This is a genomic window from Mesorhizobium sp. HAY1-8B, from assembly GCF_056868045.1.
This window is the reverse complement of sequence record NZ_CP200321.1, coordinates 1,656,418-1,681,232: the sequence shown is the minus strand read 5'-3', so window position 1 is coordinate 1,681,232 and position 24,815 is coordinate 1,656,418. Positions and strand designations below refer to the sequence as shown.

Below are 24,815 nucleotides of genomic sequence, written 5' to 3'. Positions count from 1 at the left end.
CCGCCCAGCCCGTTATCGGCTGGCACTGGCGGCGCGTAGGTCTAGATGTCGTGCTTGCGAATGTTCTTCAGCATCTTCTGCAGCGTCGCGATGAGTGCCGCGTATTCGGCATCGTCGACATCGTCGAACATCGCCTCGAACGCATCATGCATGGCCGGCCAGGCGCGCGTGAACTCGCCGCGACCCTCGTCGGTCAGGAACACATGGCGGATGCGGCTGTCGGTGACGCCCTGCTCGCGCCGCACGAAGCCTTGCCCCTCCAGCGTGTCGAGCGTGCGGCTCAAGGTCGACTGCTCTATGACCGTATAGACCGAGAGGTCGTTGACGGTGACGCCGTCCGCGACCGACAGAACAGCCAGCGTGCGCACCTGCGGAATGGTCAGGCCCTGCTTGCGGAAATCGTCGCGCAAGGTGGCGTTGTAGCGGCCCATGATGCGGTTCATCAGATAGGGCGCGAATTGCTGCAGGCCGATCTGCCCCAGGGTCGAGATGCGCTGGCGCTTCTCCCCAACCTTCTGCTCCATCACAGCCTCCCCGCCAGGAGAAAGCCGGAACCGCCGCCGAGGCCTGCACCCGGATGGGTCGAGGCGCCGATATGGTAGAGGTTCTTGATACCGGTCTGGTGATTGCGGCTGGTCTTGAACGGCCGCCACAGGAAGGACTGGTCGATGGTCGAGGAGCCGCCATAAGGGTCGCCGCCGACCAGATTGATGTTCATCGCCTCGAGATCGGCCGGCGAATAGGCGCGGCGGGCAATCACACTGTCCTTGAAACCGTCAATGTGGCCGGCGAGGATCGCTTCGGCGCGATCGGCGTAGGCCTCGCGCAGCGCCTCGGTCCATTGCCCGTCAGCCGGGGCCTGCAGTTTGCCGGCGGCATCGCCCTTGATGTACCGGGGCGCCTCGGGCAGTTGCAGCCAAAGGATCGCCTTGCCCGCCGGACAGCGCGAGGGATCGAGCGCATGCGGCTGGCCGACACAGATGGTGGGCACCTCCGGCAGCATGCCGCGCACCGCCTCGTTGCAGGCCTTTGAGACGCCATCCAGTCCCGGCGTCAGATGCAGCAACGCCACCTTGTCCAGCCCCTCGCCGCGCCATGCCGGCGGCTTGTCGAGGGCGTAATGGATCTGGAAATTGCCCTTGCCGTAGCGATATTTCCGCGTCGCATCGACATCGGCTTGGGCAGCATCCGTGCCGAGCAGCCGACCGTAAAGCTGTGTCGGCGTGACCGAGCAGATCACGCTCTTCTTCGCATGAACCGTTTCGCCCGAGGCCAGCCGCACGCCGGTGGCGCGGCCCTCGGCCAGGATGATGGAAGCAACGTCCGCTCCTGTGGAGATGACGCCGCCGCGCTCGGTGATCAATGCCTCGAAAGCCGACAGCAGGTTCCTTGCCCCGCCCTTGACGATCGGCGCGCCGGCCGCCTCGAGCGCGAAGGCAATCACCTTGGCGATCTGGCCGGAGAACGCATCCTCGGGGCCTAGTCCGGCATGCAGTACCCAGGGCGCCCAGAGCGCCCGGATGGTTTCGGACTGGTAAGTACCTTCCAGCCAGCCACGCGCCGGCACCAGGGCGTCGCCGAGAAAGGCGGCAAGGCCGCGCGAGCCACGCCGCCAGGCATCACCGGCCAACAGCTTCGCCGTCGGATAAGACCAGAGCGCCCCGCCGAGCAGACCGAACAGCAGGCCGGCATTGCGCTCGATGCCGCCGACATCGTCCGCGTGCCGATCGCCGTCACCCGCCGCGATTGCGTTGAGTGCGGCGACATTGGCGGCACGGTCGGTGCCGAGCACCGCATGGCTGCCATCCGGCCGAAGCACACCGGTCGGCGTTGCGGTGTGGCAGAATTCCAGCCCATGCCGCGCCAGGTCCTTGCCGAGTGCGGCGAAGGCCGGCGAGGTGATGAACAGCACGAAGGTGGTCGCCATCACATCGTGGACGAAGCCGGGCGCGGTGATCTCCTCGGTGCGCATGCAGCCGCCGATGCGGTCGTTGCGCTCGAGAACGAGCACATCGGCGCCCTTGCCGCCAAGCATCGCCGCGCAAACCAGCGCATTGATGCCGCTGCCGACGATGATGTGGTCGGGCGCTTTCATTGACAGTTTCTCTCGACCGTCGGGGCTGCGCGCATGATCTTCTCCCGAAGACCCCACCTCGCTCTATTTGCCCGATACCAGCGCCAATGCGCGGATCGGGCTGCCGGTGCCGTGCTCGATCTTGAGCGGCGCCGCGATCAGGATCGCGCCCTTCGGCGGCAACTGATCGAGATTGCAGAGGCTGGCGAGGCCGTAGCGGTTGGCCTTGTGCATCAGCGTGTGCGCCGGGAATGGCGGTTCCATGCCGCCGGCCTTGCCGGCGTCGGTGCCAATGGTCTCCGAGCCCCAGCCCTTGATGTCCTTGCTGATCAGGAACTGGATGGCTTCAGCCGTCGGGCCGGGCGTATGCGGGCCGGTCTCGTTGGCGTTGAGGAACTCGGCTTCCGAGCCGTTGCGCTTGTACCAGTCGGTGCGCATCACCACCCACTCGCCGGCGTTGATGGCGCCATGCTTGGCTTCCCATGCCTTGATGTGGTCGACGGTGAGCAGGAAATCGGGATCGGCGGCGGCTTCCTTCGAGCAGTCGATGACATTGACCGGGCCGACGAAGTTCTGCGCCGGAATGGTGTCGGTGGCGCCGTCCGGGTAATCCTTGCCGCTGATCCAGTGCTGAGGCGCATCGAAATGCGTGCCCGAATGCTCGCCAAGCTTCAGCCAGTTCCATGCCCACCAGGGACCGTTCTTGTCGTAACGGGAGATGTTATGGATCTCGACCTTCGGCGTGTCGACCGCGAGTTCCGGCGGCAGCTTGATCAGCGGTGTATCGGGACCGAGCGGTGCCGACAGGTCGACCACCTTGATGGCGCCGGAAAGAAGCTGGCCGGCGACCTCGCCGAGGAGTTTTTGGGTGTCCATGGTCTCTGTTCCCTCTTTTCGATGATGATCAAGGCTCGTCGCGGCCCTTAATATCCTACTAGACGAAAACATATGCATCTGCAATTATCTTTAAGCATAAAGGAAATGGGAACGGGGCGTGAGCGAGTTCGACGCCATCTTTGTCGGGGCGGGCCACAACAGTCTGGCATGCGCCGCGCATCTGGCGCTCAAAGGCTGGAAAACCGGGATCTTTGAGCGCAATGCAACAATCGGTGGCGCTGTCCAGACCCGTGAATTCACCCTTCCCGGCTTCCGCCACGATTTCGGCGCGATGAATCTGAGCCTGTTTGCCGGCTCCGCCTTTCACCGGAAATATGCAAATGAATTGAAAGCGCAGGGGCTGGAGTTCGCGCCCGTCGCCGACTGTTTTGCCAGCGCGTTTCCGGATGGACGCTGGTTCGGCGTCAGCAACGATCTGGAAAAGACCGCAACGCGCATGGCCGCTTTCTCCGCTGCCGACGCAGCGACATGGCGCAAGCTGGTCGCAGCCTTCCCGGCGGAAGCCGAGCATCTGTTCCGGCTGCTCGGCTCGCCGATGGGCGCTCGCGCGCTTGCCGGCACGGCGTGGAACCTGTGGCGCAAGAAGGGTGTCACCGGCGCACTCGACACCGGTCGGCTGCTGTTGTCGTCGCCACGCGCCTGGCTCGAGGAGACTTTCGAGTCCCCACATGTGCGGGCAACGCTCGCCACCTGGGGCATGCATCTCGATTTCGCGCCCGATATCGCCGGCGGTGCAGTGTTCCCCTACCTGGAATCGATGGCGAACCAAAGCTACGGCATGGTGCTGGGCAAGGGCGGGGCGGACACCATCATCCGGGCTCTGACCGGCATGGTGACCTCCGCCGGCGGCCAGATCGTCACTGGTGCCGATGTGGCCGAGATCACCGTATCCGGCGGCAAGGCGACGGGGGTGCGGCTCGCTTCCGGTGAGACGCATACCGCCACCAAGGCGGTCATCGCAGGCGTCGCACCCCGGGCGCTGACCGGCAAGCTGCTGCCCAACGGTTCCGGCGACACCGGCTTTGACACGTCGATGAAAAAGTTCCGCCACGCACCAGGCACGATGATGATCCACCTGGCGCTCGACGATCTGCCGGACTGGAGCGCGGGGGCCGAGCTTCGGCAGTTCGCCTATGTGCATCTGTCGCCCTCGCTCGACACGATGTCGCGCACCTATCAGCAGGCGATGGCGGGCATGCTGCCGGACGAGCCGGTGCTGGTCGTAGGCCAGCCCTCCGCGATCGACCCGTCGCGCGCGCCTCAGGGCAAGCATGTGCTGTGGGTGCAGGTGCGCATGCTGCCAGCCGACATCCTGGGTGATGCATCGGCCAGGATCGCGCCCGCGCATTGGGATCAGGTCAAGGAGGCCTACGCCGAGCGCGTGCTCGACATCATCGAGACCTATGCGCCCGGCCTGCGGGGCAAAATTCTCGGCCGGGCGGTGTTCTCGCCCATCGACCTCGAACGCGAGAACCCGAACCTCGTCGGCGGCGACCAGGTCTGCGGCAGCCACCATCTGGCGCAGAACTTTTTGTTCCGCCCGGCGCGCGGCTATGCCGGCTGGAACACGCCGGTCAATAATCTGCATCTAACGGGCGCCGCGACATGGCCGGGCGCCGGCACCGGTGCGGCCTCGGGCTTCATGCTCGCGCAACAGCTTGGCGGGAGGTAGGCCGACAATTTTATCGGGGCGACGAGAGGCAAGGCGCTGCTGCCCACGAAGCCTGAACCAATGACCTGACACTGCCGCGCAAAGACAATAACCAACAAGGGGAACGACCATGACAATCAACAGACGCGAATTGCTTGGATACAGTGCCGCCGCACTTGGTGTGGCCGCCGTTGGCCTGCCGCGGATCGCCAAGGCGGCCGCCGGCGAACTGACCATCGCCTACAATGTCAACCTGCCCTCCTGGGATCCGACCACCGGACCCTCGGCCGTCAACCCGACGATCCAGGGCCTCTATCAATCGGTCTTCGACCAGTTCATCCCACAGAAGCCGGACCTGTCCTTCGCGCCGGGCCTGCTCACCGAATGGGGCTGGAACGACGACCGCACCAAGGTGACGATGACGGTGCGCGAAGGCGTGACCTGGCATGACGGCTCGCCGTTCACGCCCGAGGACGTGGTCTGGTCGCTGCAGCGGGCAGGCGACGAAAAGACCGGCAATCCGATCCAGTTCGTCTGGAAGAACGTCAACAACTTCAAGATCGACGGCAACAAGATCACCGGCGACGTCGTGCAGTTCGACCCGGTCTATTTCAAGTGGATGTCGTTCCTGACCGGCTACATCCTGCCGAAGGCCTATTACGAGAAGGTCGGCGCCGAAGGTTTCGAGAGGGCGCCGATAGGCACCGGCCCGTACATGGTCGAAAAGTTCGAACGCAACGCCTTCCTGCGGCTCAAGGCCAATCCGAACTATTGGGGCGGCAAGCCGGCCTTCGAGAATGTGACGATCAAGTTCGTCACCGACGCGGCGAGCCGCGTGGCCGAGATCGAGTCCGGCTCCTCGCAGGTGACGCTCGAAATCCCTTACGAGGAATATGACCGGCTGATCGCCAAGGACGGGCTGGCCGGCTCGTGCAAGAACGTATCCGACATCGGCATGATCTTCTTCAACAACAAGGACGCAATGCTGGACAAGAATGTCCGGCAGGCGGCCGTGATGGCAGTGGACAAGGAGCTTCTGGTCAAGCGGCTGCTGCGCGGCTACGGCCAGCCGATCGCGACGCTGGAGACGCCGGAATATGCGGCCTTCGACCCATCGATCAAGGTCGAGCACAATCCGGAAAAGGCCAAGGAGTTGCTCGCCGCCTCCGGCTACTCGCCGGAGAAGCCGGCCAAGGTCACCATCCAGACGACCAAGGGCTTCAAGCCCAAGGACTACGAGATGGTGCAGGCGATCGTCGGCATGTGGCGCAAGGTCGGCATCGAGGCGACGATCGAGGTCTACGAGATTGCCAAGCACTATGAACTGCGCGCCGCGCACAAGCTGGCGCCGGCGGCCTTCTACAACTGGGGCAACGCCATCGGCGATCCGACCACATCAACCGGTTTCGCCATGTTCGGGCCGTCGCCGCACTCGTCCTGGAAGACCGACGACCTCGACGCCAAGATTGGTCCGCTGTGGGGCGAGAAAGACGAGGCCAAGCGCATCGCCGGCTGGAAGGCGGTCGACAAATATATCGCCGAGCAGGCCTATGTGCTGCCGCTGCTGCAGTTCGCCCAGCCAATCGTGCATGCCAAGGGCGTCAACGTCGTGCAGCATATCTCCGGCGCGCTGCTGCCCGCCCTGATGACCCCGGCCTGATATCGGCCTGGATTTGCCGCGCGCCGTCCATAGCGACGGCGCGCATTTATACAGGCATACGAGCCTGCGGGCTCCTGCAAAGATTTACATGCTCATGCAACGATTCCTGATCCGTCTCCTGACGATGCTGATCACGCTGTTCGGCGTGGCCATCGTCGTCTTCGTCGTGATCCGCGTCGCGCCCGGCGATCCGATCGCCATGATGCTGCCGCCCGGCGCGACGGATGCCGACATTGCCCGCCTGCGCGCGCTGTACGGGCTCGACAAGACCATCGTCCAACAATTCTTCATCTGGCTGTCCGGCGTGGTGCGCGGCGATTTCGGCACCTCGATCTCGTTGCGGCAAGACGTGCTCGGCCTCGTCTTCAGCCGGCTGCCGGCGACGTTGGAACTCGCCATCGTCGCGCTGCTCATGGCGGTGGTGCTCGGTGGTACGACGGCGATCCTCGGCGCGCGCGAACGCGGCACGGCGGTCGAGGCCGGCATTGACATCGCCAGCGGCGCCGCGCTTTCCATTCCTGATTTCCTGTGGGGCCTGGTGCTGATCCTTTTGTTTGGCGTGCTGGTGCCGATCTTCGATATTTCCGGCCGGGTCTCGCCACAGCTCGATTTGCCCTTCGTCACCCAGTTCTATTTCTTCGAGAGCCTGCTTCGGCTGCGCTTCGACCTGACCTGGGACCTGCTCAAGCACATGCTGATGCCGGCGGTGGCGCTGGCGCTGCCGCTGGCGGCCATCATCTCGCAACTGCTGAAACAGTCGCTGAAGGAAGTGCTCGACCTCGACTATGTCGTGCTGGCCCGGGTGAAGGGGTTTTCGGAGACGCAGGTCATCTTGCGCGAAGCGCTGAAGAACGCCGCTTTGCCGACCCTGACCCTGGTCGGTGTGCAGTTCACATTCCTCATCGGCGGCACGGTCATCGTCGAGCGGCTGTTCTCCTACGAAGGCCTCGGCAACATGGCGATCGATGCCGTCATCAACCGCGACCTGCCGCTCATCCAGGGCATCGTGCTGGTCTTCGCGCTGCTGTTCGTGCTGATCAACCTCGCTGTCGACATGATGTATGCGCTGCTCAATCCGAGGCTGCGCCATGGATAGAGCCACAAAACGCGGACTGAGCCCCAGGCTGTGGCTCGCCGGCTGCTGGCTGCTGCTGGCGCTGCTGGCGGCGATCTTCGCGCCACTGGTCGCGCCGCAGGATCCGCTGGCACAGGATCTGATGCTGGAGCGGCTGCCGCCTTTCTGGCTCGATGGCGCCGAGCCCGGCTATTGGCTGGGCACCGACAGTCTCGGCCGCGATCTGTTGTCCAGGCTCATCTTCGGCGGCCGCATCGCCTTCATCGTCGCCTTTGCCGCGGCCATCGCCGCCTGCCTGGTCGGCTCGACACTCGGGCTGATCGCGGGCTATTTCGGCGGCTGGGCCGACCGCGTCATCTCACGCATCGTCGATGTCTGGATGGCGTTTCCGCCAGTGCTGTTCGCTATCCTTTTGGTGGCCGTTCTGGGAACGGGCTTGAGCTCCGTCATCCTGGCCATTGCCATCATCGACTGGACGCGCTTTTGCCGGGTGATCCGCGCCGAGGCGATGGGCCAGTCGCGCATGGACTATGTCGAAAATGCCCGCATCGCCGGCTATGGCCGCATCGGCATCATGCTGCGCGAAGTACTGCCCAATGTGGTGCCGTCGATCGTGGCGCTGCTGTCGCTGGAGATGGGCATCGCCGTCATCGTCGAGGCGATCCTGTCCTTCGTCAATCTGTCGATCTCGACCGACGACCCGACCTGGGGCGGCCTCATCGCCGAGGGCCGGCTGTCGATCCACCAGGCGTGGTGGGTGCTGGTGTTTCCGCTGATCACGCTTATCCTCACCGTGCTGTCGTTCAGCCAGTTCGGCGAAGCGTTGAAGACGCGTTTCGATCCGGTGCTGCGATGAACGCCTGTCTCGACATCGCCAATCTCAGCGCCGTGCTGCCGAACGGCGCCCGCGTGCTGCGCTCGGTGTCCCTCTCAGTGCAGCCCGGCGAGGTCCGCGCCCTGGTCGGCGAGAGCGGCGCCGGCAAGACAATGATAGGCAAGGCGGTGCTTGGCGTGTTGCCATCAAGCGTGCGCATCGTCGAAGGCGACATGCTGCTTGAAGGCGAAGCCCTCGGCAAATTGCAGCCAAAGGCGCGGCGTACGCTGATCGGCGCGCGCACCGCACTGATCCCTCAGGACCCGCTGACCGCGCTCAACCCGTCGCGTCGCATCGGGCCGCAGATGACCGACCGGCTGGTGCGCATTCTCGGCTGGAGCAGCGACAAGGCCGACACACGGATCCGGCACTTGCTTGACGAGGTGCAGATCCGCGACCCCGACCGCGTACTGAAAAGCTATCCGCACGAGCTCTCCGGCGGCATGCGCCAGCGTGTGCTGATCGCCGCCGCCTTCGCCGCCGAGCCCCGGCTGATCGTCGCCGACGAACCGACCACGGCACTCGACGTCACCGTGCAGAAGCAGATCCTGCGGCTGATCGCTGCGTTGCAGCGCGAGCACGGCACCGCGATCCTGTTCGTCACCCACGATCTCGGCGTCGTCGCCAAGATCAGCCAGAAGGTCTCGGTTCTCTATGCCGGCAAAGTGGTGGAGGAGGCTGAGACGGCCGCTCTCTTCGCGACGCCGCGGCATCCCTATACGCGCGCGCTGATGGCGGCGACGCCGCGCTACACCGATCCATTCGCCTCGCTGAAACCAGTGGACGAAGCGGTGCTGGCAGGGCTTGCGGCGGAGATCGCGGCGGCGGACCAGGCGTGGAGGCCCAGCCATGGCTGAACCGCTGTTTTCCGTGCGCGGGCTGAAGGTCGCGCTGCCAGACATGACACGCAAGCCGCTGATCGGCCGCGCGCCCTTGGCCGAGATCTTGAAGGGCCTGGATTTCGACCTGCCCAGGGGTTCGGTGACCGGCATTGTCGGCGAATCCGGGTCCGGCAAGTCGACGCTCGGCCGCGCTTTGGTGCGGCTCTTGGAACCCAGCGCCGGCTCGATCAGCTTCGACGGCCGCGATATCACGCATCTGCCGGAAGCGGAGTTGCGGCCATTGCGCCGCGACCTGCAGATGATTTTCCAGGATCCGATGTCGTCGCTCAATCCGCGCCGCACCATCGCCAGCATCATTGCCGCGCCGCTCAAGCAGAACGGGCTTGGCGACAGGCTCAAGGAACGCGTCGCCGAGGCGCTGCAGCGCGTCGGGCTGCCGCAAAGCTTCGCCACCCGCTATCGCCACGAACTGTCGGGTGGCCAGCGCCAGCGGGTCGGCATCGCGCGCGCCCTGGCGCTGTCGCCGAAATTCGTGCTGGCCGACGAGATCGTCTCCGGCCTCGACGTGTCGACACAGGCGCAGATCCTCACCCTTCTGGAAAAGCTGGCGGCGGAGATGGGCCTGACCGTCGCCTTCATCAGCCACGATTTGTCCGTCATCCGGCGGCTGTGCCGGCAAGTGATCGTCATGCGCGAAGGCGTGATCGTCGAAGCCAGCGCCACCGACGCTTTGTTCGACAGCCCTGGAAAGGCCTACACGCGCGATCTCATCGCAGCCATTCCGCTGCCCGAGATCGATGCCGGCTGGCTGGACATCCCTTCAGCCGGCAAGGCGCCGCCATGATTGCATACGCACGCCGAAAAGCGGGCCTCGGACGTGCGACCGGCAAACAACCAGGTCCCGCCAATGGAGAGGACTGACATGAAGACGATACTTCGAAACGCAACGCTCGCCGCCGCTGTCCTTGGCAGCGCCGGCATGGCCTCGGCGGATTCGATCCCCGGCATGCGCGGCCACGATCACACCGGCATCACCGTTCCCGACATGAAGCAGGCGGTCGACTTCTTCACCGAAGTGGTCGGCTGCAAGAAGGCGATGTCCTTCGGCCCGTTCGCCGACGACAAGGGCACCTTCATGCAGGATCTTCTGGGCGTCGATCCCAAGGCTGTCATCGAACAGGTCACCATGGTTCGTTGCGGCTATGGATCGAACATCGAGCTGTTCAAATACACCGCGCCCGACCAGAAGAACCTGACGCCGAAGAACAGCGACATTGGCGGTTTTCACATCGCCTTCTATGTCGATGATGTCGCCGCGGCTAAAGCCTATCTCGACGGCAAGGGCGTCAAGACGCGCATGGGGCCCTTGCCGGTGAAGGAAGGCCCTGCCGCCGGCCAGACCATTCTCTATTTCCAGGCTCCCTGGGGACTGCAACTGGAAGCGATCAGCTATCCCGACGGCATGGCCTATGAGAAGGGTGCCGAGACAGTGCTGTGGAGCCCGAAGAACCCGGACAAGTGACCACCCGGCGCGCGCTTGCGGTTCGACACGCAAGCGCGCCGCCCAATACCCGCACAATGATTTCGATATAAAACTTTAAGCTTGAAATATCTTGCCGCCGGCGCGATACTTGAAGACACAGCAAGCGAAGAGGAGATCGCACACATGAAGGTTGCGGTTCTCGGCGGCGGACCAGCCGGCCTCTACTTTGCCATTTCGATGAAGCTTCGGGACGCCGCCCACGATGTGACGGTGTTCGAGCGCAACCGCGCCGACGACACATTCGGCTGGGGCGTGGTGCTGTCGGCCGAAACGCTTGAGAATCTCGCGAAGAACGATCCAGTCAGCGCCGTCTGGATCAAGAAGCATTTTGCCTATTGGGACGACATTGCCGTCATTCATGACGGCGTGCGCACGGTCTCGTCAGGCCACGGCTTCTGCGGCATCGGCCGCAAGCGGCTGTTGATCCTGCTGCAGCGCCGCGCCCGCGAACTCGGCGTCAAGCTGATGTTCGAGACCGATATCGCCGATCCCCGCCCCTATATGGAGACGCATGATCTGGTCGTCGCCGCCGACGGGCTGAACTCCAGGGCGCGCAACACCTTCGTCGACGTCTTCAAACCCGATATCGACACCCGCAAATGCAAGTTCGTCTGGCTCGGCACCCACCAGAAATTCGACGACGCCTTCACCTTCATCTTCGAGAAGACCGAGCATGGCTGGGTGTGGGCGCACGCCTACCAGTTCGACAGCGACACCGCGACCTTCATCGTCGAGTGCAGCGAACAGACCTGGGCTGCCTTCGGCTTCGGCGCGATGACGCAGCAGGAATCCATCGCGGTGTGCGAACGCATCTTCGCCAAGCATCTCGGTGGCCATGCGCTTATGACCAATGCCAACCATATCAGGGGTTCGGCCTGGATCAATTTCCCGCGCGTGCTTTGCGAGCGCTGGTCGTACAAGAACCTGGCACTGATGGGCGATGCCGCCGCATCGGCGCATTTCTCGATCGGCTCAGGCACCAAGCTGGCGCTGGAAAGTGCCGTGGCGCTGGCCGACTATGTCGAGACCGAGCCGAATCTCGACGCGGCGTTCCGTAAATATGAGGATGCCCGCCGCACCGAGGTGCTGAAGCTGCAATCGGCGGCGCGTAATTCGCTCGAATGGTTCGAGGAGGTCGAGCGCTATCTCGGCCTCGACCCGGTGCAGTTCAACTATTCGCTGCTGACCCGCTCGCAGCGCATCAGCCACGAGAATTTGCGGCTGCGCGATGCCGAATGGCTGGGCGGCGCCGAGGAATGGTTCCAGCGCCAGGCGGGTGCCGGCGGCAACAGGCTGCGCCGGGCGCCGATGTTCGCGCCCTTCAAGCTGCGCGACCTCAGGCTCAACAACCGCGTCGTCGTCTCGCCGATGGCGCAGTACAAGGCCGTCGACGGCTGCCCGACCGACTGGCATTTCACCCATTATGCCGAGCGCGCGAAGGGCGGCGCCGGCCTCGTCTATATCGAGATGACCTGCGTCAGCCCGCAAGGGCGCATCACACCCGGATGCCCCGGCTTCTACGCGCCTGAGCACGAGGTGGCGTGGAAGCGGCTGGTCGACTTTGTCCATACCGAGACCGAGGCGAAGATCTGCGCCCAGATCGGCCATTCCGGTGCCAAAGGTTCGACCCGGCTGGGTTGGGAAGGCACCGACGTGCCGCTGGCCTCGGGCAACTGGCCGATCATGGCCGCATCGGCCGTCGCATGGTCGCCCGAAAACCAGGTCCCGAAGGCGATGGACCGAGCCGACATGGATCTGGTGCGCGACCAGTTCGTGGCTTCGGCCGAGATGGCTGATCGCTGCGGCTTCGACATGCTGGAGATCCACGCCGCGCACGGCTATCTCCTGTCGTCCTTCATCACGCCGGTCACCAACCGGCGCACGGACGCCTATGGCGGTTCGCTTGAGAACCGCATGCGCTATCCCCTTGAAATCTTCCACGCGGTGCGCGCCGCCTGGCCGGCACAAAAGCCGATCTCGATGCGCATCTCGGCCAATGACTGGGTCGGCATCGAAGGCGTGACACCGGCCGATGCGGTCGAGATCGCGCGGCTGCTGCATGAAGCTGGCGTCGACATATGCGACGTCTCGGCCGGCCAGACTTCGGCACTGGCAAAGCCGGTCTACGGCCGCATGTTCCAGACGCCTTTTTCCGACCGCATCCGCAACGAGGTCGGCATGGCGACGATGGCGGTCGGCAACATCTACGAGCCGGACCATGTCAATTCGATCCTGATGGCCGGCCGCGCCGACCTGGTGGCGCTGGCACGGCCGCATCTTGCCGACCCCTACTGGACGCTGCATGCGGCAGTGACGCTTGGTGACCGCGCCGTCAAATGGCCCGATCCCTACCTGCCCGGGCGCGACCAGCTCTATCGTCTGGCGGAGCGCGATGCGGCAGCGGGGCTGAAAGTATGACGGCCGCAACAGCGATCTCCGGCAAGCATGCGCTGGTCACCGGCGGCGGCTCCGGCGTCGGCCGGGCCATCGCGCTGGCACTGGCTGGCGCTGGCATCAATGTGACCATCTGCGGCCGCCGTGAAGCAGAACTCGCAAAAGTTGCCGGCGAAAGCGAAGGCATTTTCGGCATCGCCGCCGATGTCACCAGCGAGGCATCCATGGCCTCGCTCCACGAGACGGCGCAAGCCGCGCGCGGGGCCTTCGACATCGTCGTCGCCAATGCCGGCATGGCCGGCAGCATGCCGGCGCACAAGACCGCGCTGGCCGACTGGCAGAAGATGCTCGACGTCAACCTGACCGGCGCCTTCCTGACTGTGAAGCCGGCGCTGGCCGGGATGGCCGCGCGCAAGGCAGGCCGCATCGTGTTTATCGCTTCGACGGCGGGATTGAAGGGCTACGCCTATGTCGCGCCTTACGTCGCGGCCAAGCATGGCGTCGTCGGCCTGATGCGGGCGCTTGCCGCCGAGACGGCGAAATCCGGCGTCACCGTCAACGCCGTGTGCCCGGGCTTCGTCGAGACCGACATGCTGGAGGAGTCCATCCAACGCATCGTCGAAAAGACCGGTCGCTCGGCCGGTGAGGCGCGGGCAAGCTTAGCCTCGACCAATCCGCAAGGCCGCTTCATCCAGCCGCAAGAGATCGCCGCCGCCGTGCTGTGGCTGTGCGGCGACGCGGCGGCATCGATCACCGGACAGGCAATTTCGATCTCAGGAGGCGAGACATGGTAGCCGGCCCGCTGCCCGCACCGTCGGGACCCGGCAAGGACAGGCTGCGCCTGTGGATCAGGCTGCTGCGTGCCTCGCGCACGATCGAGGCCGAACTGCGGGAGCGCCTGAAGAAAGAATTCGATACGACCTTGCCGCGCTTCGATGTGATGGCAGCACTCTACCGCGCCCCCGAAGGCATGCTGATGAGCGACCTGTCGCGCTTCCTGCTGGTCTCCAACGGCAATGTCACCGGCATTGTCGATCGGCTGGTTTCGGAAGGGCTGGTCGCCCGCGCCCGCCGCAATGGCGACCGCCGCACCTCCATGGTGCGGCTGACGGAGGAAGGCACCAAATCCTTCGCCACCATCGCCGCGGCGCATGAGGGCTGGATCGGTGAATTGCTGGGCAAGGTCAGCGAGGAAGATGCGCGCCGGCTGACCGGCATGCTGACCTCGTTCCGCAGCAACTGGGAGGGACGCGAATGACCGGGATGGCCGGCCTCAAGCCGAAGCATTTCCTGTGGGAGGTCGAGGGCAGGATCGCGAAGGTCCGGCTCGACCGGCCGGAGCGCAAGAACCCGCTGACCTTCGACAGCTATGCCGAGTTACGCGATACGTTCCGCGACCTTGTCTATGCCGACGATATCGACGCCGTGGTGTTCCTCTCCAATGGCGGCAATTTCTGCTCCGGCGGCGATGTCCACGACATTATCGGCCCGCTGGTCAAGATGGACATGAAGCAGCTCCTCGCCTTCACCCGCATGACCGGCGATTTCGTCAAGGCGATGCTGAATTGCGGCAAGCCGATCATCGCGGCTGTCGACGGTGTGGCGGTCGGCGCCGGCGCCATCATCGCCATGAGTTCCGACATCCGCATCGCCACGCCGGAAGCCAAGACCGCCTTCCTGTTCACCCGCGTCGGCCTCGCCGGCTGCGACATGGGCGCCTGCGCGATCCTGCCGCGCATCATCGGCCAGGGCCGTGCCGCCGAACTGCTCTACACCGGCCGCACCATGACGGCGGCCGAGGGCGAGCGCTGGGGCTTCTACAACAGGCTGGTCGATGCCGCATCGCTCGAGGCCGACGCGCTCGACATGGCGGCGCGCATCGTCTCCGGTCCGACCTTCGCCCATGGCATCACCAAGACGCAACTCAACCAGGAATGGTCGATGGGCCTCGACCAGGCGATCGAGGCGGAAGCACAGGCGCAAGCGATCTGCATGCAGACACGCGACTTCGAACGTGCCTACAAGGCGTTCGTGGCCAAGGAAAAGCCGGTGTTCGAGGGCAATTGATGGCTGACAAGAGTTTCCTCAACTGGCCGTTCTTCGAAGACCGTCATCGCGAGTTGGCCGAGCGTCTGGAAGCATGGTGCGCCAAGAACCTGCCGGTCGATCACCATGATGTCGATGCCGCCTGCCGCGAACTGGTGGCAAAGCTTGGCCAGGACGGCTGGCTGAAGCCGACGGCTGTTGACACCGACAATCCGGGGCCGCTCGACGTACGCACCTTGTGCATCACGCGCGAGACGCTGGCGCGCCATGACGGGCTCGCCGATTTCGCCTTCGCCATGCAGGGACTGGGCACAGGAGCGCTCAGCCTGTTCGGCACATCGAACCAGCAGCAATGGCTGGCCAAGACGCGTGCCGGCAAGGCGATCTCGGCCTTTGCCCTGTCGGAGCCACGGTCGGGATCGGATGTCGCCAACACCGAGATGACGGCGACCCGTGATGGCGACAGCTACATCCTGACAGGTGAGAAGACCTGGATTTCCAATGGTGGCATCGCCGATCTCTATGTCGTCTTTGCCCGCACCGGCGAGGCGCCGGGCGCCAAGGGGCTGTCCGCCTTTCTGGTGCCAGGCGACGTCAAGGGCCTTGGCATCGCCGAACGACTCGAAGTGATAGCGCCGCATCCGTTGGCGCGGCTGTCCTTCGACCAGGTCCGCCTGCCCGCCGCCGCACTGATCGGCAAGCCCGGCGACGGCTTCCGCATCGCCATGTCGGTGCTCGACGTGTTCCGCTCGACGGTCGGCGCGGCGGCGCTCGGCTTTGCCCGCCGGGCACTCGATGAAAGCATCAAAAGGGTGGCCGAGCGCAAACTGTTCGGCGCGCCGATGGCCGAATTGCAGATGGTGCAGGGACATGTCGCCGACATGGCCCTCGACGTCGACGCGGCGGCGCTCCTGATCTACCGCGCCGCCTGGACCAAGGACATGGGCGCGGCGCGGGTGACACGCGAGGCGGCCATGGCCAAATTGTTCGCCACCGACAAGGCGCAAGAGGTGATCGACAGAGCGGTGCAGTTGCATGGCGGCGACGGCGTCCGCAAAGGCCATATCGTCGAGAGCCTGTATCGCGAGATTCGCGCACTGCGCATCTATGAGGGCGCATCCGACGTGCAGAAAGTGGTGATCGCGCGGCAAGTTATGAGCGCGGGCTGACAGCGACATTGACGGCATTCGATTTTGACACTTGGCTTTTGGAATACGGGGAGGCTTGAAATGCACGAGGTTCTGCAGCCTGAAGGCTGGGCCAAACCGGTCGGCTACGCCAATGGCGTCGCGGCGCGTGGGCGTCTCATCTTCGTCGGCGGACAGGTCGGCTGGAACGGGCAATGCCAGTTCGAGACCGACGACTTTGTCGGCCAGGTGAAACAGACACTGGAGAACATCGTGGCGGTGCTGGCGGAGGCAGACGCCACGCCTCAGCACATCACCTCGATGACCTGGTATTTCACCGACAAAGCCGAATATCTGGCCAATCTCAGGGGCATCGGCGAAGCCTATCGCGAGGTGATCGGCCGGCATTTTCCGGCGATGGCCGCCATGCAGGTGGTGGCACTGGTCGAGGACCGCGCCAAGGTGGAAATCCAGGCGACCGCGGTCATACCGGATTAATCTGTCGTCATTACCCGCGAAGGCCTGCCTGCCTCAGCAGCGGCAGAACGTGATCGCAGAAATAGGGCAGCTCCTGCGTGTAGTTGACGAAGGAAAGCGCGATGCCCTGATAGCCGTGCCCGGCAATGGCGGCCATGTCGGCGGCAATCGTTTCCGGGGTTCCGATCAGGGGATAGGTGCCGGCGCCGCCGGCGAAGCGCTGGCGGTAGCGGTCATAGGCGTGCGGGTCGTGCGACCGCGAGAATTCCTTCTTGCCGGCCATATGGGCATCGACCGCGTCATGGTCGGCCAGATCGACCGCGTAGCGCGTGTAATAGGCCTGCGCCTCTTCCATCGTCGGGCGGCAGACGACATGCGCCACCGTATAGACGCCGACATCACGGCCGACCTTGTCGGCCCGTTCGCGGATGTCGGCGACATGTTTGCCGGCATCGCTCATTTCGGAAAAGGTCGTGAACAGATAGTCGCACCGGGCGGCGGCGAAATCGCGGCCCGGACCGCCGAATGCGGCATTCATGGTCACCGGACGCGGGATCTGCAAACTGGCCGGCCGACTGACCGCTTCCTTGAGACGATAGTAGGTGCCTTCATAGTCGAGAGGCTCGGTAGAGGCATAAAGCTTTTCGAGGATTTCGATCCATTCGGCCGCCTGGTCGTAGCCCTTTTCGACGAGCGCCGTGCCGAACATGCCGAATTCCTTCGGGTTCCAGCCGCAGACGATGTTGAGGCCGGCGCGGCCCTGACTGATGTGGTCGACCGTCGCCAGCGCCTTGGCGGCATAGAGCGGATGCACCAGCGGCACATGCACGGTCGTGAACAGGCCGATCTGCTCGGTGGCGACGCTAAGCGCCGCCGCCCAGGTGAAGGTCTCGAACGACCATTCGCGCACCTTGTTGCGGCCGCCAAAGCCGCGCCAGCGCGCGATCGGCAGCAGAAACTCCAGCCCGGCACGATCGGCGATTTGCGCCGCCGTCAGATTGTCATGCCAACTCGCCGTCCAGCGTTCCGACACATCGGTGATGGCAAGCCCGCCATCGGCATTGGTCGAAAAGACGCCGAGCTTCAGTTTGTTCGAACCGTGCAGGGGATGCGCTTTGATCATCTCGGGAACTCGCGGCGGGAGGCTACACGCTAGGCTCGCGCCAGAATATTTCAAGCCTGAAATAGCTTCGCCTCGCGGTCGTTTGCGGATATGGATTTGAGCAAGTCGAAAAAGAGGATGGACATGAGCGAGTTCCGCCAGAAATGCATCGGCAAGACGAACCTCGTCGGTTCCTTTGCCGCCATTCCCCATCCCGTTGCGGTCGAAGTGATGGCGCTATCCGGCCTCGATTTCCTCTGCATCGACTGGGAGCATGCCCAGATTTCGCGCGACATGATCGAGACCATGGTGCGAGCCGCCGATGTGCATCGCGTGCCGGCGATGGTGCGTGTTCCCGGCCATGCGCCGGAGGCGATCCAGGCGGCGCTGGACAGTGGCGCGCAAGGCGTGCTGGTGCCGCGCGTCTCGACCGCCGCCGAGGCGGCGATGGCCGCCAAAGCCTCGCGTTATCCGCCGTTGGGCGAGCGCGGCGTCGGACCCGGCCGGGCCGCGGGCTATGGCTATCGCATTCCCGAATATCTTGCCGGCGCCAACGACAGAACCATCGTCGCGGTCCAAGTCGAGACTGCGGTGGGGCTCGCCAACATCGAGGCGATCGCGGCGGTCGACGGCGTCGACGTGATCTTCGTCGGCCCTGGCGACCTTTCGGTGTCGATCGACGCGATCGGACCGCAAGGCGCCGACAAGCTCAATGCGGCGATCCGGACGATCATTGCCGCCACGATCGCACATGGAAAGACATCAGGCATATTTTGCGCCAGCCCACAGACGATCGGCCGTTGGGCAGCCATCGGCGCGAGTTTCTTCGTGCTGGCCAGCGACACGATGTTTCTGGGCGCCGGCGCGGCGGCCAACTTTGCCGCGGCGCGCGACGAATTGGCATGAAACGGGCGCATTGGGGCAAAAAAGGCGTATCGCCAGGGCAACAGGCCACCCAAACTTTTTAAGCTTAAAACTTTCGCCTTGAAAAGTGCGGCACTTTGGATAGCATCCAAGGATCGATGGTGACCGCGATGCCGGAGGGGTTGCCGGCCAGTCCATCGCAGTGCTTCGGGTGGGAGGGGTTCAGTCCTTGTCGTTCATGCTGCCCCAGTCATCGTCCAGCGCGCGCTATGCTTTCGATGGCGTACGCGCGCAGATTCGTGATCTCCATACCGAAAACATCGCCAACCTTGCCGTGCGCGCGCGTGAATTGGGCGACGTCATCGCGCTCTGGTACGGCGAAGGCGACATGGTGACGCCCGCCTTCATCCGCGACGCCGCCAAGGCGGCCTTCGACGAAGGTCAGACTTTCTACGTGCCCAACATGCGCGGGCTCGGAGCTCTGAATGAAGCGCTGTCGGAGTACCAGACGCGCATCCACCGCCGGCCGATCCCGATTACACGGACCACCGTCACGCCGGGCGGCATGCAGGCGCTATACCTTGCACTGGAACTGCTGGTCGATACCGGCACAAACGTCGTCTACGTCGCGCCGCAATGGCCTAACATCCACAACGCAATCCACCTGATCGGCGGCGAACCGCGACCATTTTCGCTCGACTTCGAGGGTGACTGGCGTCTCGACCTCGACAGGCTGTTCGCAAGCTGCGACGCCCGCACCCGCGCCATCTTCCTGTCGACGCCGTCCAACCCGACCGGCTGGACCGCCTCGGCCGAGGAGATGCGGGCCCTGCTCGATTTCAGCCGGCGCACCGGCATCTGGATCATTTCCGACGAGGTCTATGGCCGGCTCTATCTCGACGGCGACGTCGCGCCCTCGATCCTGCAAATCGCCGAGGACGGCGACCGGGTGCTGTCGGTCAACAGTTTCTCCAAGGCCTGGGCCATGACCGGCTGGCGCATCGGCTGGCTGACGCATCCATCGGGAGTGGCCGACCAGCTCGGCGCCATGACCCAATACGTCAACAGCGGCACTGCCGCTCCTATCCAGGCTGGCGCCGTTGCCGCAATTCGCCAGGGCGAGCCACTGGTCGAAGAAATCCGGCAGCGGATCAGGACCGGCCTCGACCTCGCCTATATCAGGCTGGCACAGATTCCGGACGTCATTTTGCCGACGAAACCGCGTGGCGGCATGTATGCCTTCTTTGCCATGGAAGGCGAAAGCGATGCCAGTCGCGCCTGCGCCAAAATCCTGGAGACGGCGCGTGTCGGGCTGGCGCCCGGCCATCTCTTTGGAAGCTCGGCAACGGCATTCCTGCGCATGTGCGTCTGCCGTGACCGCGACCAGATAGCGACCGCGCTCGACCGCATGGTCGCTGCCATGAATTGACGTCCCGCTGGGAGGCGGGACGGCAAGAAACCGTGCGGGGCCAGCCCCGTCCGATCAACAACCAGAGGGAACACCCCAGAGGGACGACCAATGAAGCTCACCCGTCGCAATCTGATCCTGCTCGCCGCCGCCGTCGGCATCGCCGCCGGCCCCGCCACCGCCTATGCCGCCGATGTGCTCAATGTCGGCGCCTACCCGACCAATCCGCCCTTCGAATACAAGAACGAGAGCGGCACTTTCGAGGGCTTTGAAGTCGATATCGTCAACGAAGCGGCCAAGCGCATCGGCATGACCACCGACATCGCCGACCTCGGCTTCCAGGCGCTGTTCGCGGCCACCACCTCGAAGCGTATCGATGTCGCCATCTCCTCGATCACCATCACCCCGGAGCGGCTGAAGTCGCAGTCCTTTACCCAGCCTTACTATGATTCCGACATGGGCATCGCCACCAAGACCGATAGCGCTGTTAACACCGAGGCCGACCTCAAGGGCAAGATCGTCGGCGTGCTGTCCGGCTCGACCGGCGAGACCTGGGTCAAGGCGCATCAGGAAGCCGATGGCTTCAGCGACGTGAAGGGCTATGACACCCAGCAGAACCTTTTGCTCGACCTCAGCGCAGGCCGCGTCGACGCCGCCGTCAGCGACATTCCGGGCATGGAATACTCCTTCACCAAGATGAAGGACCTGAAGGTGAAGCAGCGCATCAAGACCGGCGAACAGTACGGACTGATGATGACCAAGGACCACCCGCTGCTCGGCAAGCTCAACGACGCGCTGACGGCGATGAAGAAAGACGGCACGCTGGCCGCGATCCACAAGAAGTGGTTCGGTAGCGACGCGCCGGCCGACTCGTCGACCGTCAAGGAAATGCCGATGCCGAAGGCCTGAGCGGCAACCCAGAACAGGGGCGTGCCGGCTTAAAAGGCCGGTACGCCTCGTTTTCGTTGATGATCCTTCCCCGGAGCCACAGGTCAGCGCGGCAAAACCGCTTTCGGTGTTTCCGGGCCCTGCTCCAGCGTCACGGGACGCAAAACGGTTCGGGAACGCTCCCATGTCGCTGATCGACACCTTCTTCAACGCCGACGTCATCGCGTCGAGCCTTCCTGCGCTGCTGCGCGGATTCCTGAACACGCTGCTGCTCGGACTGCTCAGCATCGGCATCGGCATTCCTATCGGCCTGGTGATCAGCCTGCTGCGGCTCTATGCGCCGAAGCCGCTGCGATGGCTGGCGGTCGGCTATACCGACATTTTCCGCGCCTTGCCGGTGCTGGTGGTGCTGATCCTGATCTACTACGCGCTGCCCTTCCTCGGCATCCGCCTGTCGTCCTGGGCGTCCGCGGTGACGGCGTTCGCCATCATCATGTCGGCCTATTCGGCGGAAGTTTTCCGATCCGGCATAGAGAGCATTCCGCGCGGCCAGTTCGAAGCTTCGCAAGCGCTCGGCCTGCCGTTCCTTTTGACCTTGCGCAAGGTGGTGCTGCCGCAGGCCGTGCGCGTGGTCATCCCGCCGATGACCAGCAACTGCGTCTCGATGTTCAAGGACACCTCGCTCGCCTCGACCGTGGCGCTGCCGGAACTCTTGAAGGAAGCGACCAACGCGCAGTCGCTCTACGCCAATCCCTCGCCGCTGATCGGCGCGGCACTCGTCTATCTCATCTTCCTCTGGCCGATGGTCCGCCTCGTCAGCCTGCTTGAAGCCCGCTTCAAGACCGAAAAGACGCGCTGACCATCAGACCGTTCGCCATAGCACTTCGCAGGAGACATCCCTTGAGCAATTCCCAGGCCACCGCCACCGGCGGCTTCCCCGTCGCCACCATCCGGGCCATGTTTCCCGCCCTGCAGCGGGCGGGCGATTTCATCTTCCTGGACAACGCCGCCGGTGCACAGATTCCGCAGAGCGTGCTCGACGCGGTGACCAACCACCTTGTCTCGCACAATGTGCAGCGCGGCGGCCGCTATGGCCGCAGCGTCACCGTCGACCAGTCGGTCGCCGATGCCCGGACAAGCGTGGCGCTGCTGATCAACGCCTACAGCCCGGCGGAGATCTGCTTCGGCATGAACGCCACCTCGTTCATCCGTCTGGTCAGCCTCGGCATCGGCCAGATGCTGCAGGAGCGTGACGAGATCGTCATCACCGACATGGACCACGACGCCAACATCGCCACCTGGCTGGCACTGGAATCGGCCGGGGCGAAATTCAAGTGGTGGCGCATGCGCGAGGACGGCAACCTGCATGTCGACGATCTGCGCCCGCTGGTTTCCGACCGCACCCGCCTCGTCGCCTGCACGGTGACGGCGCATTCGATCGGCTCGATCGTCGATGTAGCTTCCGTGGCCAAGATCGCGCATGCGGCCGGTGCCGAGGTGTTCCTCGACTGCGTGCATTACGGGCCACATGGGCTGATCGACGTGCGAGCCTGGGATTGCGACTACCTCGTCTGCTCCGGCTACAAGAACTTCTCGCCGCATATGGGCTTCCTCTGGGGTCGTTTCGACACGCTGAAGCGGCTGCCGACCTTCCGGGAGGATTTCATTCCGGACGAACCGCCCTACAAGGTGGAGGCCGGTACATTCATCTACGAGAATGTCTCCGGCATGGACGCGGCCGTGCAGTATCTGGAACTGATCGGCCGCAATCTCGCGCCCTCCAACAACCGCTCGCGGCGCGAAAATATCGTTGCCGGCATGACCGCAATCCGTGACTACGAGCTGGTTCTGGCGCGCGAGATGCTTGGCGTGCTCAAGGGCTGCGGCGCGACCATCTACGGCGTCGCGGACGAGGCCCGCATCAACGAGCGCGTGCCGACCTTCTGCTTCAACATCGGCAAGCTGTCGCCGCAAAGGATCGTCGAGGAGATGGCCGAGATGCAGATCGGCATCCGGGACGGCCACATGTACGCGCCACGCCTGATGAAGCGCCTCAACCTGTCGATGGACAGCGGCGCCATCCGTGCCTCGTTGGTCCACTACAACACGGTCGAGGAGATCCACCGCTTCGGCGAGGCGCTGCGCGCCATCATCGCCAAGCTGTCCTGATGGACGAAGGGTGCCTGACGGCTGCGGCTCGCAGCCTCAGGCGGCCGCCTTCTTCTTCGCCAACCGCGCTTTGATCGAAGCGACGTCGGCGCGCGGGGTCGCGGCGAACAACGTCCGGGTGTAGCTGTGCTTGGGGTCGGAAAAGACCTCGTCGCGCGAGCCGTATTCGACCGCCTCGCCGAAATACATCACCATCACATCGTCGGCGATGTAGCGCACCACGGACAAATCGTGGCTGATGAAGACATAGGTCAGCTGGAATTCGTCCTGCAGGTCGGCGAGCAGGTTGAGCACCTGCGCCTGCACCGAAAGATCGAGCGCGGAAACCGGCTCGTCGAGCACCAAGAGGCTCGGGTTCAGCATCAGCGCGCGGGCGATGGCGATGCGCTGGCGTTGGCCGCCCGAGAACATGTGCGGATAGCGGTTGTAATGTTCGTGACCGAGGCCGACCTTCTTCAGCATCTTCATGGCGAGGTCACGCCGCTCGGCGGCCGATTTGTCGGTGTTGATCAGCAGCGGCTCGCCCAGCACGTCTCCGATCTTCTGGCGCGGATTGAGCGAGCCGTAGGGGTTCTGGAAGACGATCTGCACCTTGCGGCGCATCTCCTTGGTCAAGCCGCCCTTGGCGATGTCGACCTTGTTGCCGTCGATGAACAGATCGCCCGCGGTCGCCGGATCGATCAACGTGATGATGCGGGCAAGCGTGGACTTGCCGCAGCCGCTTTCGCCGACGATAGCGAGCGTCTTGCCCTTGTCCACGGTGAAGGAGACGCCCTTGACCGCATGCACGGTGCGCGGTCCGGAGAAGAGGCCGCCGCCGATGTGATAGTCGCGAACAATGTTCTTGCCTTCGAGGACCGTGGTGCTCATACGGAAGCTCCAGCGGCAGAGGGAGCGGGCTCGAACAGCATGTCGGACACGGTCGGCAGCCGGTCGCCGACGGCGTTTTCCGGCAGCGCCGACAGCAGCGCGCGCGTGTAGTTGCTCTTCGGCGATTCAAACAGCGATAGCACGTCGGCCTCTTCCATCTTGCGGCCCTTGTACTGGACGATCACGCGGTCGGCGGTCTCGGCCACCACGCCCATATTGTGGGTGATCATGATCAGGCCCATGCCGTATTTGGCCTGCAGCGAGACCAGCAGATCAAGGATTTGCTTCTGGATGGTGACGTCGAGTGCGGTCGTCGGCTCGTCGGCGATCAACAGCTTAGGATTGCAGGCAATGGCGATGGCGATCATGACGCGCTGGCACTGGCCGCCCGACATCTGGTGCGGAAACGAGCTCAGCCGTTCCTCCGGATCGGCAATGCCGACCAGCTTCATCAGTTCGATGGCCCGCGCCCGGCGCTGGGCGCGATCCATGCCCATGTGGAAGCGCAGCACCTCCTCGATCTGGAAGCCGACCGTGAAGCACGGATTGAGGCTGGCGATCGGTTCCTGGAAGATCATCGAGATATCCTTGCCGACGATCTTGCGCCGTTCGGACGGACTGAGCTTCAACAGATCGACGCCATCGAAGGTCATGCGGTCGGCCCTGACCGTCGCCGTGTTGGGCAACAGCCCCATCACCGCCAGCATCGACACCGACTTGCCGGAACCGGACTCGCCGACGATCGCCAGCACCTCGCGCGGTTCGATCGAAAGGTCGATGCCTTGCACGGCCATGAACGGTCCGGCCGCGGTGTCGAAGGAAACGGTGAGGTTCTTGATCTCGAGCAGGGGCAT

At 64.2% G+C, this 24,815-nt stretch carries 24 protein-coding genes; 18 read left to right on the top strand and 6 right to left on the bottom strand.

The window, feature by feature from the left end; all coding sequences use genetic code 11:
* Positions 1–41: 41 nt before the first annotated feature.
* The 3 genes from AC1VON_RS08200 to AC1VON_RS08190 form a co-directional block, all read right to left on the bottom strand.
* Positions 42–524 (bottom strand): MarR family winged helix-turn-helix transcriptional regulator, encoded by a 483-nt coding sequence (locus tag AC1VON_RS08200; RefSeq protein ID WP_483121438.1) that lies wholly within the window; start codon positions 522–524, stop codon positions 42–44.
* Positions 524–2,095 carry a phytoene desaturase family protein gene (locus AC1VON_RS08195; RefSeq protein WP_483121437.1) on the bottom strand — a complete coding sequence of 524 codons (1,572 nt, stop codon included), beginning with the start codon at positions 2,093–2,095 and terminating at the stop codon, positions 524–526. Before AC1VON_RS08195 ends, AC1VON_RS08200 begins: the two co-directional genes overlap by 1 nt.
* Before the next feature lie 63 nt (positions 2,096–2,158).
* Positions 2,159–2,950: a cyclase family protein gene (locus AC1VON_RS08190; RefSeq protein WP_136619887.1), complete on the bottom strand. Its 792-nt coding sequence runs from the start codon at positions 2,948–2,950 to the stop codon at positions 2,159–2,161.
* Between the two features lie 118 nt (positions 2,951–3,068).
* Between AC1VON_RS08190 and AC1VON_RS08185 the strand changes: the two genes are divergently transcribed.
* The 13 genes from AC1VON_RS08185 (at position 3,069) to AC1VON_RS08125 (ending at position 16,681) form a co-directional block, all read left to right on the top strand.
* The gene (locus tag AC1VON_RS08185) at positions 3,069–4,643 is read left to right on the top strand and encodes a phytoene desaturase family protein (RefSeq protein WP_483121435.1); all 1,575 of its coding nucleotides are present in this window, start codon (positions 3,069–3,071) and stop codon (positions 4,641–4,643) included.
* 109 nt (positions 4,644–4,752) lie between these two features.
* Positions 4,753–6,282, top strand: a complete 1,530-nt coding sequence (locus AC1VON_RS08180; protein ID WP_483121433.1) for an ABC transporter substrate-binding protein — start codon at positions 4,753–4,755, stop codon at positions 6,280–6,282.
* Positions 6,283–6,370: 88 nt separating this feature from the next.
* Positions 6,371–7,378 carry an ABC transporter permease gene (locus tag AC1VON_RS08175; protein ID WP_483121431.1) on the top strand — a complete coding sequence of 336 codons (1,008 nt, stop codon included), beginning with the start codon at positions 6,371–6,373 and terminating at the stop codon, positions 7,376–7,378.
* Positions 7,344–8,213: an ABC transporter permease gene (locus AC1VON_RS08170; RefSeq protein WP_483121429.1), complete on the top strand. Its 870-nt coding sequence runs from the start codon at positions 7,344–7,346 to the stop codon at positions 8,211–8,213. Before AC1VON_RS08175 ends, AC1VON_RS08170 begins: the two co-directional genes overlap by 35 nt.
* Positions 8,210–9,088 carry an ABC transporter ATP-binding protein gene (locus tag AC1VON_RS08165; protein WP_172347132.1) on the top strand — a complete coding sequence of 293 codons (879 nt, stop codon included), beginning with the start codon at positions 8,210–8,212 and terminating at the stop codon, positions 9,086–9,088. The genes AC1VON_RS08170 and AC1VON_RS08165 overlap by 4 nt, the downstream gene beginning before the upstream one ends.
* Complete coding sequence (locus tag AC1VON_RS08160) at positions 9,081–9,917, top strand: ATP-binding cassette domain-containing protein (RefSeq protein ID WP_172347133.1); 837 nt, start codon at positions 9,081–9,083, stop codon at positions 9,915–9,917. Before AC1VON_RS08165 ends, AC1VON_RS08160 begins: the two co-directional genes overlap by 8 nt.
* 78 nt (positions 9,918–9,995) lie before the next feature.
* On the top strand, positions 9,996–10,595 hold the full coding sequence (locus AC1VON_RS08155; RefSeq protein ID WP_172347134.1) for a VOC family protein: 600 nt from the start codon (positions 9,996–9,998) through the stop codon (positions 10,593–10,595).
* A 144-nt stretch (positions 10,596–10,739) separates the two neighbouring features.
* Complete coding sequence (locus AC1VON_RS08150) at positions 10,740–13,034, top strand: bifunctional salicylyl-CoA 5-hydroxylase/oxidoreductase (RefSeq protein ID WP_483121426.1); 2,295 nt, start codon at positions 10,740–10,742, stop codon at positions 13,032–13,034.
* Positions 13,031–13,804, top strand: coding sequence for an SDR family NAD(P)-dependent oxidoreductase (locus tag AC1VON_RS08145; protein ID WP_483121425.1), 774 nt, complete (start codon positions 13,031–13,033; stop codon positions 13,802–13,804). Before AC1VON_RS08150 ends, AC1VON_RS08145 begins: the two co-directional genes overlap by 4 nt.
* Positions 13,798–14,268, top strand: a complete 471-nt coding sequence (locus AC1VON_RS08140; protein ID WP_056569752.1) for a MarR family winged helix-turn-helix transcriptional regulator — start codon at positions 13,798–13,800, stop codon at positions 14,266–14,268. The genes AC1VON_RS08145 and AC1VON_RS08140 overlap by 7 nt, the downstream gene beginning before the upstream one ends.
* Positions 14,265–15,077 carry an enoyl-CoA hydratase family protein gene (locus AC1VON_RS08135; RefSeq protein ID WP_044548838.1) on the top strand — a complete coding sequence of 271 codons (813 nt, stop codon included), beginning with the start codon at positions 14,265–14,267 and terminating at the stop codon, positions 15,075–15,077. The genes AC1VON_RS08140 and AC1VON_RS08135 overlap by 4 nt, the downstream gene beginning before the upstream one ends.
* The gene (locus AC1VON_RS08130) at positions 15,077–16,225 is read left to right on the top strand and encodes an acyl-CoA dehydrogenase family protein (protein ID WP_483121423.1); all 1,149 of its coding nucleotides are present in this window, start codon (positions 15,077–15,079) and stop codon (positions 16,223–16,225) included. The genes AC1VON_RS08135 and AC1VON_RS08130 overlap by 1 nt, the downstream gene beginning before the upstream one ends.
* Positions 16,226–16,285: 60 nt before the next feature.
* The gene (locus tag AC1VON_RS08125) at positions 16,286–16,681 is read left to right on the top strand and encodes a RidA family protein (protein WP_172347138.1); all 396 of its coding nucleotides are present in this window, start codon (positions 16,286–16,288) and stop codon (positions 16,679–16,681) included.
* 10 nt (positions 16,682–16,691) lie between these two features.
* Here the strand turns inward: AC1VON_RS08125 and AC1VON_RS08120 are convergent, their stop codons facing one another.
* Positions 16,692–17,783 (bottom strand): LLM class flavin-dependent oxidoreductase, encoded by a 1,092-nt coding sequence (locus AC1VON_RS08120; RefSeq protein ID WP_483121420.1) that lies wholly within the window; start codon positions 17,781–17,783, stop codon positions 16,692–16,694.
* A 123-nt stretch (positions 17,784–17,906) separates the two neighbouring features.
* Here AC1VON_RS08120 and AC1VON_RS08115 point away from each other — a divergent pair, with 123 nt between their 5' ends.
* The 5 genes from AC1VON_RS08115 (at position 17,907) to AC1VON_RS08095 (ending at position 23,091) form a co-directional block, all read left to right on the top strand.
* Entirely contained in the window at positions 17,907–18,668 is a 762-nt protein-coding gene (locus AC1VON_RS08115; RefSeq protein ID WP_483121418.1) for an HpcH/HpaI aldolase family protein, read from the top strand.
* A 196-nt stretch (positions 18,669–18,864) separates the two neighbouring features.
* Positions 18,865–20,055: a pyridoxal phosphate-dependent aminotransferase gene (locus tag AC1VON_RS08110; RefSeq protein WP_483126291.1), complete on the top strand. Its 1,191-nt coding sequence runs from the start codon at positions 18,865–18,867 to the stop codon at positions 20,053–20,055.
* Between the two features lie 90 nt (positions 20,056–20,145).
* Positions 20,146–20,943, top strand: coding sequence for an ABC transporter substrate-binding protein (locus AC1VON_RS08105; RefSeq protein WP_140769800.1), 798 nt, complete (start codon positions 20,146–20,148; stop codon positions 20,941–20,943).
* Positions 20,944–21,106: 163 nt separating this feature from the next.
* A complete protein-coding gene (locus AC1VON_RS08100; RefSeq protein ID WP_056569735.1) occupies positions 21,107–21,781 on the top strand; it encodes an amino acid ABC transporter permease in 675 nt (224 codons plus the stop codon).
* Between the two features lie 41 nt (positions 21,782–21,822).
* Positions 21,823–23,091, top strand: coding sequence for a cysteine desulfurase-like protein (locus AC1VON_RS08095; protein ID WP_483121416.1), 1,269 nt, complete (start codon positions 21,823–21,825; stop codon positions 23,089–23,091).
* 36 nt (positions 23,092–23,127) lie between these two features.
* Here the strand turns inward: AC1VON_RS08095 and AC1VON_RS08090 are convergent, their stop codons facing one another.
* Both AC1VON_RS08090 and AC1VON_RS08085 read right to left on the bottom strand, forming a co-directional pair.
* On the bottom strand, positions 23,128–23,961 hold the full coding sequence (locus AC1VON_RS08090) for a dipeptide ABC transporter ATP-binding protein (RefSeq protein WP_483121414.1): 834 nt from the start codon (positions 23,959–23,961) through the stop codon (positions 23,128–23,130).
* Positions 23,958–24,815 (bottom strand): ABC transporter ATP-binding protein, encoded by an 858-nt coding sequence (locus AC1VON_RS08085; protein ID WP_483126290.1) that lies wholly within the window; start codon positions 24,813–24,815, stop codon positions 23,958–23,960. The genes AC1VON_RS08090 and AC1VON_RS08085 overlap by 4 nt, the downstream gene beginning before the upstream one ends.